The 12532-nt window shown below is 62.2% G+C and carries 12 protein-coding genes; 4 read left to right on the top strand and 8 right to left on the bottom strand.

Annotation, left to right across the window (positions count from 1 at the left end; genetic code table 11):
• Nucleotides 1-65 precede the first annotated feature (65 nt).
• The 6 genes from ASD83_RS13800 to ASD83_RS13775 form a co-directional block, all read right to left on the bottom strand.
• Entirely contained in the window at nt 66-1091 is a 1026-nt protein-coding gene (locus tag ASD83_RS13800; protein WP_056311770.1) for a peptidoglycan -binding protein, read from the bottom strand.
• A 3-nt stretch (nt 1092-1094) separates the two neighbouring features.
• Entirely contained in the window at nt 1095-2084 is a 990-nt protein-coding gene (locus ASD83_RS13795; RefSeq protein ID WP_056311768.1) for a hypothetical protein, read from the bottom strand.
• A 241-nt stretch (nt 2085-2325) separates the two neighbouring features.
• Nucleotides 2326-3120, bottom strand: coding sequence for an inositol monophosphatase family protein (locus tag ASD83_RS13790; protein WP_056312443.1), 795 nt, complete (start codon nt 3118-3120; stop codon nt 2326-2328).
• Between the two features lie 135 nt (nt 3121-3255).
• A complete protein-coding gene (locus tag ASD83_RS13785) occupies nt 3256-4434 on the bottom strand; it encodes a tetratricopeptide repeat protein (protein ID WP_056311767.1) in 1179 nt (392 codons plus the stop codon).
• A complete protein-coding gene (locus tag ASD83_RS13780; protein WP_056311765.1) occupies nt 4431-5036 on the bottom strand; it encodes a thiamine phosphate synthase in 606 nt (201 codons plus the stop codon). Before ASD83_RS13780 ends, ASD83_RS13785 begins: the two co-directional genes overlap by 4 nt.
• A 477-nt stretch (nt 5037-5513) precedes the next feature.
• Nucleotides 5514-6542: a class I fructose-bisphosphate aldolase gene (locus ASD83_RS13775; RefSeq protein ID WP_056311763.1), complete on the bottom strand. Its 1029-nt coding sequence runs from the start codon at nt 6540-6542 to the stop codon at nt 5514-5516.
• Between the two features lie 207 nt (nt 6543-6749).
• Here ASD83_RS13775 and ASD83_RS13770 point away from each other — a divergent pair, with 207 nt between their 5' ends.
• On the top strand, nt 6750-7580 hold the full coding sequence (locus tag ASD83_RS13770; RefSeq protein WP_056312441.1) for an aldo/keto reductase: 831 nt from the start codon (nt 6750-6752) through the stop codon (nt 7578-7580).
• A 210-nt stretch (nt 7581-7790) separates the two neighbouring features.
• Here ASD83_RS13770 and ASD83_RS13765 read toward each other — a convergent pair whose 3' ends face one another.
• Together ASD83_RS13765 and ASD83_RS13760 are read right to left on the bottom strand one after the other, a co-directional pair.
• A complete protein-coding gene (locus ASD83_RS13765; protein WP_056311761.1) occupies nt 7791-8165 on the bottom strand; it encodes a cell division protein ZapA in 375 nt (124 codons plus the stop codon).
• Nucleotides 8166-8168: 3 nt separating this feature from the next.
• Nucleotides 8169-8456 (bottom strand): DUF4164 family protein, encoded by a 288-nt coding sequence (locus tag ASD83_RS13760; RefSeq protein WP_056311759.1) that lies wholly within the window; start codon nt 8454-8456, stop codon nt 8169-8171.
• 237 nt (nt 8457-8693) lie between these two features.
• Between ASD83_RS13760 and tkt the strand changes: the two genes are divergently transcribed.
• From tkt to ASD83_RS13745, 3 genes are all read left to right on the top strand, one after another.
• Nucleotides 8694-10670, top strand: coding sequence for a transketolase (gene tkt, locus ASD83_RS13755; RefSeq protein ID WP_056311757.1), 1977 nt, complete (start codon nt 8694-8696; stop codon nt 10668-10670).
• A 49-nt stretch (nt 10671-10719) separates the two neighbouring features.
• Nucleotides 10720-11727, top strand: coding sequence for a type I glyceraldehyde-3-phosphate dehydrogenase (gene gap, locus ASD83_RS13750; RefSeq protein WP_056311755.1), 1008 nt, complete (start codon nt 10720-10722; stop codon nt 11725-11727).
• Nucleotides 11728-11954: 227 nt separating this feature from the next.
• Nucleotides 11955-12500 carry a hypothetical protein gene (locus ASD83_RS13745; protein WP_056311753.1) on the top strand — a complete coding sequence of 182 codons (546 nt, stop codon included), beginning with the start codon at nt 11955-11957 and terminating at the stop codon, nt 12498-12500.
• Nucleotides 12501-12532 lie beyond the last annotated feature (32 nt).

Below are 12532 nucleotides of genomic sequence, written 5' to 3'. Positions count from 1 at the left end.
CTCGACCCGTGATTGGCTCAAATCGCTCCCCCGGAGCGATTTGACGGCGCGAGCGCCGTCGCCAATCACCCCTCCGTCAGCTTGAACTCGATCCGTCGATTGCGCCTGAACGCCTCGTCGGTATTGCCGGGATCAAGAGGCGCAAATTCGCCAAAGCCGGCCGCGACGAGCCGGGCCGGGGCGACCCCCTTGCTGACGAGATATTGCGCCACCGAAATCGCGCGCGCGGCCGATAGCTCCCAGTTCGAGGGGAAGCGGGCATTGGAAATCGGGCGGCTATCGGTGTGGCCGTCGATGCGCAGCACCCAGTTGATATCTGCTGGGATTTCCGTTTCGAGCTGCAAAATGGCTTCGGCCAGCGCATCGAGCTGGGGCGATGCGGCGGCGGTCAGGTCGGCCTGGCCCGGCTCGAACAGCACTTCGGACTGGAAGACGAAACGATCGCCCACCACGCGCACATCGGCGCGGCCTTCGAGGATTTGCCGCAGGCGGCCGAAGAAGTCGGAGCGATAGCGCGACAGGTCCTGCACGCGCTGGGCCAAAGCGAGGTTAAGGCGCCGGCCGAGATCGGCGATCTGGGTGCGCGATTCCGTATCGCGGCTTTCCGAGGCTTCGAGTGCTGATTCCAGCGCCGCGATCTGCGTCCGGAGGGCCGCCAGCTGCTGGTTAAGCAGCGCCACCTGCGCATTGGCCTCGTCGGAGAGCTTTTCGGAGTTGAGGAGGTCCTCCTGGAGGCCGGCAATGGTATCGTCGCGGTCGCCAAGGCCCGCGCCAATGCCGGAAAGCTGGCTGGTCAGGCTCTGGTTCTGCGCGTCCGATGTTGCCAGCGTGGCGGTCAGTGTCGCCAGTTGCGAGGTCAGATCGTCCGAATTTGCCCGTTCGAGTTGTAGCAGTTCGGTCAGTTCGGCAATCTGGCTATTGAGCCGCGATAGCGCCGTGTCCCGCCCCTGGATTTCTTGCCCCAAGAAAAACTGGGTCAGCATGAAGAGGCTCAGCAGAAAGATGATGACGAGCAGCAGGCTCGAAAGAGCATCGACAAAGCCCGGCCAGTAATTGGCCTCTACCCTGCGGCGTGAGCGGCTCGATGGCATGGCCTAGTCCCGGCGCCCGGTATTGTCGGTTTCGTTGAGCATGGCTTCAATGAGGTCGCGCAGCTTCCTGTTGGTCTCGCTTTGCTCGGTGATATAGGCGCGCAGGTCTTCTTGCTCGGTGCGGATATGTTTGACCAGCCCATCGATGCCGCGGGCCAGTTCGGCCATGGCGCGAATGGCGTTCTGCGACGAGTTCTGGTTCTGCATCGTGGCGCCGATGCTGTCGATCATGGCCTGCATTTCCGGCCCGCCGGCATTGGATTGCATGGCGCTGACCGGATGGTCGAGCTCGGTCATCGAGGTCATCCAGTCCTCGAGGTCGGTATAGAAAGCATTCTGCGCCTGACTCGTTTGCAGGTCGAGAAACCCCAGGATCAGCGAACCGGCAAGGCCGAAGAGCGAGGACGAAAAAGCGGTGCCCATGCCCGCAAGCGGGGCGGCGAGGCCTTCCTTGAGATTGGTGAAGAGCGAGGCCGAGTCAGCCGAGGTCACATCGAGCGCATTGATGACGCCGGCCACTGAACTCACGGTTTCAAGAAGGCCATAAAACGTCCCCATGAGGCCGAGGAAGACGAGAAGTCCTGTCAGGTAGCGCGAGGTGTCCTTGGCTTCATCGAGCCGATTGCCCACCGAATCAAGGATCGAGCGCATGGAGGAGGGCGTGATGATCGCTTCCCCGATGCGTTCGCGCAAAAGCCCGGCGACAGGGGCCAGGAGCACCGGCGGGCGCACCTGGGCCGAATTGCCGTCCTGGAGCGAATTGACCCATTTCACTTCCGGAAACAGCCGGAAAAGCTGCCTGAAACTGAGAAAGATACCGATGAAGAGGGCGAAGAAGATCATCGAATTGATGAAGGGGTTCGCCCAGAAGAAGGTCACGATCTGGGTGAACAGGATCGCCGCCACGAGGGCAACCAGCACCAGGAAAATGACGATCTTGACGAGGTAAACGGTGGGGCTGGCGAGGTGATAGGGATCGTAACCTTGCGTCATCGTGCCTGACCTTCGCCCCTCGCGCAGCAAATCAACTACGCGGAAGAGTAGAGGCGGCAGAATGGCGTGACAATGGAAAAGGTTAACGGCGGGCGAGGTCGTGGGGAACTAGAAGCAACCCCCACCCTGCCTCCCCCTGGTAGGGGAAGGGGTCTGCCGGTGGCTCACCAGTATCTCGGCAAACGCGATAGGTCCCTCCCCCTACTAGGGGGAGGTTAGGTGGGTTGCCCACATTCCAGATTTACTGAACCTGCCTGATCTGCTTGAGCAAAGCGCCCTGCAAGGTCTCGTTGCCGGCAACGATCTGGCCGTTCCAGACCGAACCGGGCTGGCCGGCATAGTCGGAAACCAGGCCGCCCGCTTCCTTGACCATGAGAAGGCCCGGCGCCACGTCCCAGGGTTTGAGGCCCGCTTCCCAAAGCGCGTCGAAGCGGCCGGTGGCGAGCCAGGCCATGTCCACGGCGATCGAGCCGGAGCGGCGAATGCCGGCGACGGCGGGATTGATATGGGCGAGCTGGCGCAGCTGCAGCCCGTCATTGGAGGTGCCCTGGGTCTTGATGCCGGTTGCGACCACGGCGTCGGACAGGTGCCGGCGTTCGGCAACGCGGAGGCGCTTACGATCGGCCAGCCAGGCACCGCCGCCCTTTTCGGCGGTATAAAGCTCGTCCATCACCGGATTGTAGATGACCGAAGCAACGATCTCGTCGCCGCGCTGTAGCGCGATGGCCACGGCAAAGAGCGGGATGGAGTGGAGGAAATTGGTGGTGCCGTCGAGCGGATCGATGATGAAGGTATGCTGGCCATCGGTGCCGGCAACCTCCCCGCCTTCTTCCATGAGGAAGGCATAGGTCGGGCGAGCCTTGCGCAATTCGTCAAAAACGATCTGTTCGGCGCGCAGATCGGCCTTGGAAACGAAATCGGCCGGGCCCTTGCGGGAGACCTGCAGGTTTTCCACTTCGTTGAAATCGCGCGACAGGGACTTGCCGGCCTTGATGGCGGCGTTGACCATGACGGTGAGAAGGGCGGAACGCGCCATGTGTGTGCTCGCTTGGCTTATGCGGTTCATGCGGCGCCGCCGGAATTTTCATTCCGACGCGGCGCTCGTGGGGCCAGGGCCCTGCCGCTTCAATTGGAAGTTTGGCGGGCTTATTGCCTCAGAACGTGGCTCGGTTCAAGGGTCTTGCGCCGGTTCGGTGGTTGCCGGAGCCGCCGTTTCGGGCTGAGGGGGCTTGCTTGCGGGCAATGGAGCGGGCGGTTTGGCATTGGTCACGCCATTGGGCAGCACCACGCGGCTTGGCGCATTTTCCATGTCGGTCGGGGCCGGCAGGGGCGGGCCATAGGTCTTTGGCGCCGTGGGAATGCTGGCGATGGTTTCGATGCTGGGCGGGGTAGAAGGCCAGAAGCGGGCGCGTTCTTCGGCCCGCGCCAGCGCGTCGGGCGGAATGGAGACCAGCAGCCGGTCGAGCGAGGGGTCCGACAGGCCCTGGCGCCGCGCCAGCGCCCGCCACATGGCGGCAGTTTCGAGGTCGAGCGCGGTGCCTTCGCCAACCGCCACAAGCTTGGCGAGGCGGTTCTGCGCCACGGGATTACCGCCCTGGGCGGCCTGCTGATACCAGCCGGCTGCCGCTTCGATGTCGCGCGGAACGCCCTGACCGAGATAGAGCATGGTCGCATAGTCGATCTGGGCGGCGGTCAGGTCCTGTTCGGCGGCAAGGCCGATATAGCGCGCGCCTTCGGCAGCGTCGGGCGCCGTGCCGGCGCCTTCGATCAGCATCGAGCCATAATCATACTGGGCTTCGGGCAGGCCGGCATCGGCGGCCTCCTTCATCAGCGCCGCGGCGGTGGTCAGGCTCGGATCGGCATAGATGCCTTCGACATGAAGCAAGGCCAGATTGTATTTGGCTGGGGCATAGCCCTTGTCGGCGGCCTCGTGGAACAGATCGGCCGCCTTCTTGCGATCCTGCGGCACGCCGGAGCCGTCCTGATAGAACATGCCCAGTTCAAAGATCGCCAGTCGGTCGCCATTGTTGGCGGCAAGCTGATACCAGCCGGCGGCACGCTCGGTATTTTGCGCGACCCCGAGGCCCTTCGAATAGATTTCGGCAATCAGCGTCTGGGCTGCGGCATCGCCCTGTTCGGCGCGCGGCAAAGCCAGTTCGAGCGCGGTGAGAAAGTAGCCGCGCTGGAAGGCGCCGAAGGCGAAGTCGGCCGTTTCGGATGCGCCGAAAATCGAATTGGAAATATTGGCGGCTTCATCGGCCTGCGCCTGCGAGCGGGTCTGTTCCTGGGCCAGGGCCAGTGCGGGCAGGGCGGCGAGAGTGAGGGCCAGGAGGGGGGCGCGCCAGTTCATGCTTTTGCCTTCAGCGCAGCGGAAAACGCGGCCAGCGAAACCGCCGGATCGCCCTTGGCCCAGACACAATCGGAGAGGGCGAGGAATTCGGCGCCGGTTTCGTCTGTTGCATCGGGGGCGGCGGCGGGATTGGAATGGACGGCCGGCACTTCAAAAGTCTCGGCCCACCATTGTGCCAATTCGGCCGCCTGCGGATCAACAGCGCCGCCGAGGGGGCCAAACATTACATAGTCGATATCAAGCTCGCCAAAGCTCATGGCGTCGTGGCGCGAGCGCACATTGCCCGCCCCGACAATGCCATCGGGTTTCAGCGCCTCTGCGGCGGCGCGAATGGCCTTGGCCCCGCCCGCTGTCACATGGACGCCATCGGCGCCGATCGATCGAGCGAGCGCCGCATCGTCCTCGACCAGCACCGCGGCGCCGGCCGCCTGACCGATCTGCACCAGCCTTTCGGCCAGTTCGGCATAGGCCGCATCGTCGAGCGCGCCACGGCGCACCAGAAGCGCGGCCACCTCGGGTCCGGTCAGCACACCCATCAACTGGCGCGGAAACTGCGCAAGGTCCGGATCGGCGGGCGTAATGAGATAAAGCTGAGGAGCCATGGATTTCCCGGAGAAGACGCTGCGTGTCCCGTAAAACGCCATTTTGGCAAGAAAGGGACCGGCCTCCAATAGGGTATGGTGGGAGGGGTGGCAATGTGGGCGCCCCAAGTCGCCCTCATGGTGAGGTGCTTTGCGTAAGCAAAGCCTCGAACCACGTGGGCTCGCCCCGATGCTTCCTGCCACGTCCTCGTGGCTCGTGGCTCGTGGCTCCCCTTCACCCCCTCCCAGCCTCCCCCATCAAGGGGGAGGTGTCAGATCGAGTTTGTCGCACCTTTCTGCCCGACCCTCAGTCCCCAACCGAATTCGCCATGCGAATTCGGTGACACCTCCCCCTTGATGGGGGAGGAAGGGAGGGGGTGGGGCCGCGCGCACCGGCGCCTTGGATACACAAAAATAAAAAGGCGCGCTCCGGGAGAGGAGCGCGCCAGTCGTGACGTTGGGACGTCAATAAAAAATTAAGCGGCCTGATCGGGACGATCAAGCGGCCCGGTCGAGCTCGTTGGTCCATTCGCCAAGGGCGGCGAGCGAGTTCATATGGGCGCGATGGGCGAAGGCGGCCTGAGCGGCGGGGAAATTTTCGCGGCGGCCGGCCCAGGTGCGCAGCGCCACGTTTTGCAGCGCGCGACCATAGGAGAAGGTCATCGGCCAGGGCTTGAACGGGATGCGGTTCATGGCCGAGAGGTGGGCCGTCGCTTCTTCGTCGGTCTGGCCGCCAGAGAGGAAGGCAATGCCTGGCACGGCGGCCGGCACGTGTTCCTTTAAAACCTCCACCGTGCGCTTGGCGACTTCCTCGACGCTCGGGCGGTCGCGCGAATTGACGCCGGGCAGCACCATATTGGGTTTGAGCAGCATGCCCGAGAGATCGACGCCGGCCAGCCGCAGTTCCTTGAAGACGTTTTCGAGCACTTCGCCGGTGACCTGGGCGCTGCGTTCAAGCGAGTGGTTGCCCGGATCGCCATCGCCGACGACTTCGGGTTCGACGATCGGCACGATGCCGGCCTCCTGGCAGAGGATGGCGTAGCGGGCCAGCGCATGGGCATTGGCGCGGATATTGTTGCGGGTGGGTGCCACGTCATTGATGGTGATGACGGCGCGCCATTTGGCAAAACCGGCGCCGAGCATTGCATAGCGTTCGAGGCGCTGGCGCAGGCCATCGAGGCCCTCGGTGATCTTTTCGCCGCTATCGCCGGGCATGGGGAAGGCGCCGCGGTCGACCTTGATGCCGGGAATGGTGTCGACATCGGCGAGAATGGCGCGGAACGGGGTGCCGTCGGCGGCCGATTGTTCCAGCGTCTCTTCGGTGAGAATGACGCCCGAGATATAGTTGCGCATCGCGTCGGTCGAGCGGAACAGCATTTCGCGATAGTCGCGGCGCAGGTCGAGCGAATTGGGCAGGTTGATCTTGGCGAAGCGCTTGGCAATCGTGCCTTCGGATTCGTCGGCGGCGAGAATGCCCTGGCCTTGTGTCATCAGCTTCTGAGCGATGGCATTGAGCGACTTGGTCATCTTTTGTCTTGCGCCTTGCAGAGGGAACGGGATGCCCAAAGCTTAGACTTTCGCATCGTGCCGTCGATTAGACCTTGGGTTATCAGACGAAAGGATAGTCTTGTATGGAAGATTCTTTTGGAACTTGGCAGGGCGGCTCTTTCATCATAAACCGACGATCAAGCCGGGGCCCTCGGCATCAGTTCTCCCACAGCAATGGATAAAACGATGAGCACGCAACCACACGTGACCTTTCATGACGGCCGTTCCATTCCCCAGATCGGGCTCGGCGTCTGGCAGACCCCCAATGATGTCGCCGTCACTGCCGTCGATGCGGCCCTCAAGGCCGGCTATCGCCATATCGACACCGCTGCCGTCTATCAGAACGAAGAGGGCGTGGGGCAGGGGATTGCCGGCTCCGGCGTCGCCCGCGGCGATATTTTCCTCACCACCAAGGTCTGGAACGACGATCAGGGCTTTGACGAGACCCTCCGCGCCATGGATGCCAGTTTGCAGCGCTTGGGCACCGACTATGTCGACCTCTACCTCATCCACTGGCCCTCGGCCTATCGCGGCAAATATGTGGAAACCTGGAAAGCGCTGATCCGTCTTCAGGAAGAGGGCAAGGCCCGTTCCATCGGCGTCTCGAACTTTGAAGGCACCTATATCGACGATCTCGCCGACGCGACCGGCGTGCTGCCCGTCATCAACCAGGTCCAGCTCCACCCGCGCTTCCAGCAGCGCAAGCTCCGCGCCGCCTATGAGCCCAAAAAGATCATCACCGAAAGCTGGAGCCCCCTCGGTCAGGGCAAGATGCTGGATAATCCGGTCATCGCCGGTATCGCCCAGCGCCACGGCAAAAGCCCGGCCCAGGTGATCATCCGCTGGCATATCGAAGAAGGCCTTGTCGTTATTCCAAAGTCGGTGACCCCGAGCCGCATCGTCGAGAATTTCGATGTTTTCGATTTTTCGTTGAGCGACGCCGACAAAGGCGCGATCAACGGCCTCGATGCCGCCGATGGGCGGATTGGGTCTGACCCGGTGACGGCGCAGTTCTGAGTTTTTGCTTCCACACGCTCGATCCTCCCCTCGCCCCTTGTGGGAGAGGGACAGGATTTTTGCGTTCAGCAAAAATCCAGGGTGAGGGGTATTCTCTCCTCCGCAGAGGAGATTGTGCCTCGCCCAGCAAGAATACCCCTCATCCGCCCTTCGGGCACCTTCTCCCGCAAGGGGAGAAGGAAGTCCGGTGATTGGGGAGAGTTACCAGGTTTACCCCTGCAACGTAGCCGTCTCGTCCAGCACCCCGGCGATCGACTCGATCACCCTGCTGGCCTCATCAAGTTTCCCCGCAAAAGCCTTTTCCGTCGCTTCCAACTCGTCGGCAATTTCATGCCCGGCCTGGGTCAGCGTTTCGACCTCGGCCTCGAGCGCCGCGATTTTCCGCTCCGCTTCCGCCAGTTCGTCGACAACGGCAATCCCGGCCATCACCGTAAGCCGGTTGTCGCCGATTTCGCCGACGGCACCCTTGAGGCTTTCGACGCTGGCATTGAACCGCTCGGCCAGCTTGATCAAATGACCCTGCTGGCCCTCTTCGCAGGCCATGCGATATTTGCGGCCGTTGATTTCAACATTGACCTCGGGCATCGGCTACTCCGTTTTCGCCAACACAGAACGCACGGTTTCCATGGCCTCAACAAGGCGGCGGGAAACATCGTGGGCGCTGTCGTCGAGCCGCTTGGCGCGCGCCGAGGTCTTGTCGAGTTCGGTCGCGAGCCGCGCACGCTCCTGCACGAGGCGCTGCGTATCGACCTCGATGCGTTTGAGCCGCTGCAGGCGGCCGGTCATGTCCTGAAGGCTCTGGTCGAGCCGGTTCATGGCGCCGTCGAAGCGCTTTGCCGCTGCAGCGAGGCCGTCTTCACCCTGTCCGTCACTCATTGGCCGCAACTACCCCTAACGCAACGTCGATTCAAGCCTGATGACCCTGCCCCAACCCCAGCCCCATTGCAATCGCAGACCGGCAAATCACAAGCAAAACTGGACGCCTCGGGCCTTGGGCGACATTGACAGGAGGGCCGAACCTGTTATGCCTCAACCCGCCTTTGGGAGGAGTGCCATCAGGCCTCTTATCCCCTTTTTCCTAGCCTTCCTCAGCTTAAGAGAGCGGCCCGCAAGATGACGAATACAGCCCAGCAGAACGAATTGGCCAATGCGATCCGGTCCCTTTCCATGGATGCGGTCGAAAAAGCCAATTCCGGTCACCCCGGCCTGCCGATGGGCTGCGCCGATATCGCCACCGTGCTCTTCACCAAAGTGATGAAGTTCGATCCCGCCGATAGCCACTGGGCCGATCGCGATCGCTTCATTCTCTCGGCCGGCCACGGCTCGATGCTGCTGTATTCCTCGCTCTATCTCCTTGGCTACAAGGACATGAGCATCGAGGACATCAAGAATTTCCGCCAGCTCGGCTCGAAAACCGCAGGCCACCCCGAATTCGGCCATGCCGAGGGCATTGAAACCACCACCGGTCCGCTCGGCCAGGGCCTTGCCAATTCGGTCGGCTTTGCCGTTGCCGAAGCCAAGCTCGCTGCCGAATTCGGCTCCGACATTGTCGATCACCACACCTGGGTTCTCGCCGGCGACGGTTGCCTGATGGAAGGCATTTCCCAGGAAGCGATTTCGCTCGCCGGCCACCTCAAGCTCAACAAGCTCGTCGTGATCTGGGACAACAACAACATCACCATCGACGGCAAGGTTTCCAACGCCGACTCGACCGACCAGATCGCCCGCTTCAAGGCTGTCGGCTGGAACACGATCGAAGTCGATGGCCACGACCAGGACGCCGTCGAAAAGGCGCTTCTCCAGGCCAAGGCGTCCACGGACAAGCCGACGCTCGTTGCCGCCAAGACCACGATCGGTTTCGGCGCCCCGAAGAAGGCCGGCACGGAAAAGGTCCACGGTGCTCCACTCGGCGCTGAAGAACTCGCCGGCGCCAAAGCTGCGCTTGGCATCGACTATCCCGCTTTCGAAATTCCGGCCCATATTCTGAACGCCTGGCGCGCTGCCGCCACCCGTTCGCAGAATGTGCGTGGCGAATGGGAAGCCCGCCTTGCGGCCAATGCCAACAAGGCCGAATTTACCCGCCGCATGTCGGGCAAGCTGCCGGCTGACTTTGCTGCCGTCATGGCCGCCTATAAGGAAAAGCTCGTCGCCGACAAGCCCAAGGTCGCGAGCCGCAAGTCGAGCCAGATGGCGCTCGAAGTCATCAATAAGAACGTGCCGGAAACCCTGGCCGGTTCGGCCGACTTGACCCACTCGAACCTGACCAATACGCCCGAGACGCTGCCCTTCCAGGCCGACAATCGTCTTGGCCGCTATATGATGTACGGCATTCGCGAGCACGAAATGGGCGCCGCCATGAATGGCGTGGCGCTGCATGGCGGTCTCATCCCCTATGGCGGCACGTTCATGGTCTTCACCGACTATGCCCGCCCCGCCATCCGCCTTTCGGCCCTGATGGAACAGCGCGTCATCTATGTCATGACCCACGATTCCATCGGCCTCGGCGAAGATGGCCCGACCCACCAGCCGGTCGAGCATCTCTCCGCGCTCCGCGCCATCCCGAACCTCCTGGTTTTCCGTCCGGCAGATGCGGTTGAAACCGCCGAGTGCTGGGAACTGGCGATGACCTCCACCAAGGCTCCGTCCATTCTCGCGCTCTCGCGCCAGAATCTTCCCGCCGTCCGCCTTGAAAACTCGGCCGAGAACAAATCGGCCAAGGGCGCCTATTCGCTGATCGGCCCCGCCGATGCCGACGCGATTATCTTCGCCACCGGCTCGGAAGTCGCCATCGCCGTCGAAGCCCAAAAAACCCTCACCGAACAGGGCATCAAAGCCCGCGTCGTTTCGGTGCCGTCCATGGAACTCTTCGCCAAGCAGTCCGACACCTATAAGGCCGAGGTGCTCGGCAAGGCCAAGGCCCGCGTGGCGGTCGAAGCCGGCATCGAAATGAGCTGGAACAAGCTGCTCGGCGACAAGGGCCGCTTTGTCGGCATGCACTCGTTCGGTGCGTCGGGACCAATTGACGCGCTCTATGCCCACTTTGGCATTACGTCCAAGGCCGTTGTTGAAGCGGTGACCGCACAGTTGTAAGAGAGCCGCGCCTCCCTTTCTCCTTTCTCCCCTCTAGGAGCGTTAAAACATGGCAGTTCGCGTCGCCATCAATGGTTTTGGCCGTATCGGCCGCAATATCCTGCGTGCCATCATCGAATCCGGCCGCACCGATATCGAAGTTGTTGCCATCAACGATCTCGGTCCGGTCGAGACCAATGCGCATCTCCTGCGCTTCGATAGCGTTCATGGCCGCTTCCCCCACAAGGTGACGGTATCGGGCGACACCATCGACGTCGGCCGTGGCCCGATCAAGGTGACCGCCGTGCGCGATCCCGCCGAGCTGCCGCATGCCGCCATGAATGTCGACATCGCGCTCGAATGCACCGGCATTTTCACCTCCAAGGAAAAAGCCTCGGCCCATCTCAAGGCCGGCGCCAAGAAGGTGATCATCTCCGCTCCCGGCGACGGCGCTGACAAGACCATCGTCTATGGCATCAACCACGCCTCCCTCACCAAGGACGACGTGGTGATCTCCAACGCCTCGTGCACGACGAACTGCCTCGCGCCGCTCGCCTATGTGCTGCACAAGGAATTCGGCATCGAAAAGGGGATGATGACCACCATCCATTCCTATACCGGTGACCAGCCGACCCTCGACACCATGCACAAGGATCTCTATCGCGGCCGCGCTGCAGCCCTTTCGCAGATCCCGACCTCGACCGGCGCTGCCAAGGCCATTGGCCTCGTGCTGCCCGAACTCAAGGGCAAGCTCGACGGCGTTTCGATCCGCGTGCCGACCCCGAACGTCTCCTGCGTCGATCTGAAATTCATCTCCAAGCGCAATGTGACCGCCGACGAGATCAACGCGGCCGTGAAGCGCTATGCGGATGGCGAGCTCAAGAACGTGCTCGGCTATACCGAGCAGCCCAACGTTTCCATCGACTTCAACCACGATCCGCATTCCTCGACCGTGGCGCTCGACCAGACCAAGGTGATGGACGGCAATTTCGTCTCCGTCCTTTCCTGGTACGATAACGAATGGGGTTTTTCCAACCGCATGGCCGACACGGCCGTGGCGCTGGGCAAGACGCTCTAAGCGGTTTTTGCCAAGCGGAAATGAAAGGGCGCCGCAAGGCGCCCTTTTTTCTTTTGGCTTGTGCACCCAGGCCACCAACAACTCGATTGTCACCCCGCTTTAGGTCGGGGTGACACGCGGTGGGTGTTTTGAGGACGAGCCCAAAAAGGGCGACCATTTGGCCAATCGTCTTGTTGCCATGCTCTTGGCATAACCGTAGGGAAAACCATCACCGTCCGGGCTTTGCCATGCGTTTTGCTTTCTCCCTGGTTCTTCTGACCGCAGTTCTCGCAACGCCGGCCTTCGCCGCTGAAGACGCAACCGGCCTTGCGGTAAACCTGCCCGATACATTCGTCGTCGAACCCACTACTTCGCCGCCGCCCTACAATGTCACCTTTGGCGTGAAAACCGCCTCGGGCGATCCGGCGCCGCTCCAGGGCGAAAAATATCTCTGCCAGGTCAGTTTTCAGGACGTGCCGGCCAATGCCGGCCTGACCATGGAAAAGATCAACGAACAGATCGGCTCGCCCGGTTGGATCGCCATGGCGAGGGATGGCATGTCGTCCATCTTCGAACCCGTTTCCGACGCCGCCTTCGAACTCCATGGCTACAAGGGCCACGAATTCATCGGCCAGCCCAAGCAGAAGAATGCCGAGCATGTGCGCCTCGTCCTCTCCATGGTCGAAACCGCGAAGGGCCGTACGGCGATTTCCTGCGTGACCGATGCAGACGGGCTCGAAACCGCGCTCCCCACCTTCCACACCATCCGCGACAGCGTCACGCCGCCGTTGTAATCGCTGGCCTCTCCCTTGCTTTCCCGCCGCAC

It is taken from the genome of Devosia sp. Root685 (assembly GCF_001427875.1).
Classification (GTDB): Bacteria; Pseudomonadota; Alphaproteobacteria; order Rhizobiales; family Devosiaceae; genus Devosia.
The sequence above is the reverse complement of the archived record's forward strand: the minus strand, read 5'-3'. Positions and strand labels throughout refer to the sequence as shown.

Excerpts from the sequence above, each read along its gene's own strand:
- tkt (WP_056311757.1), top strand. The coding sequence starts at position 8,694 with ATGACGAATACAGCCCAGCAGAACGAATTGGCCAATGCGATCCGGTCC.
- ASD83_RS13765 (WP_056311761.1), bottom strand. The coding sequence starts at position 8,165 with ATGCCCGAGGTCAATGTTGAAATCAACGGCCGCAAATATCGCATGGCC.
- ASD83_RS13780 (WP_056311765.1), bottom strand. The coding sequence starts at position 5,036 with ATGGCTCCTCAGCTTTATCTCATTACGCCCGCCGATCCGGACCTTGCG.
- gap (WP_056311755.1), top strand. The coding sequence starts at position 10,720 with ATGGCAGTTCGCGTCGCCATCAATGGTTTTGGCCGTATCGGCCGCAAT.
- ASD83_RS13795 (WP_056311768.1), bottom strand. The coding sequence starts at position 2,084 with ATGACGCAAGGTTACGATCCCTATCACCTCGCCAGCCCCACCGTTTAC.
- ASD83_RS13800 (WP_056311770.1), bottom strand. The coding sequence starts at position 1,091 with ATGCCATCGAGCCGCTCACGCCGCAGGGTAGAGGCCAATTACTGGCCG.
- ASD83_RS13790 (WP_056312443.1), bottom strand. The coding sequence starts at position 3,120 with ATGGCGCGTTCCGCCCTTCTCACCGTCATGGTCAACGCCGCCATCAAG.
- ASD83_RS13785 (WP_056311767.1), bottom strand. The coding sequence starts at position 4,434 with ATGAACTGGCGCGCCCCCCTCCTGGCCCTCACTCTCGCCGCCCTGCCC.
- ASD83_RS13760 (WP_056311759.1), bottom strand. The coding sequence starts at position 8,456 with ATGAGTGACGGACAGGGTGAAGACGGCCTCGCTGCAGCGGCAAAGCGC.
- ASD83_RS13745 (WP_056311753.1), top strand. The coding sequence starts at position 11,955 with ATGCGTTTTGCTTTCTCCCTGGTTCTTCTGACCGCAGTTCTCGCAACG.
- ASD83_RS13770 (WP_056312441.1), top strand. The coding sequence starts at position 6,750 with ATGAGCACGCAACCACACGTGACCTTTCATGACGGCCGTTCCATTCCC.
- ASD83_RS13775 (WP_056311763.1), bottom strand. The coding sequence starts at position 6,542 with ATGACCAAGTCGCTCAATGCCATCGCTCAGAAGCTGATGACACAAGGC.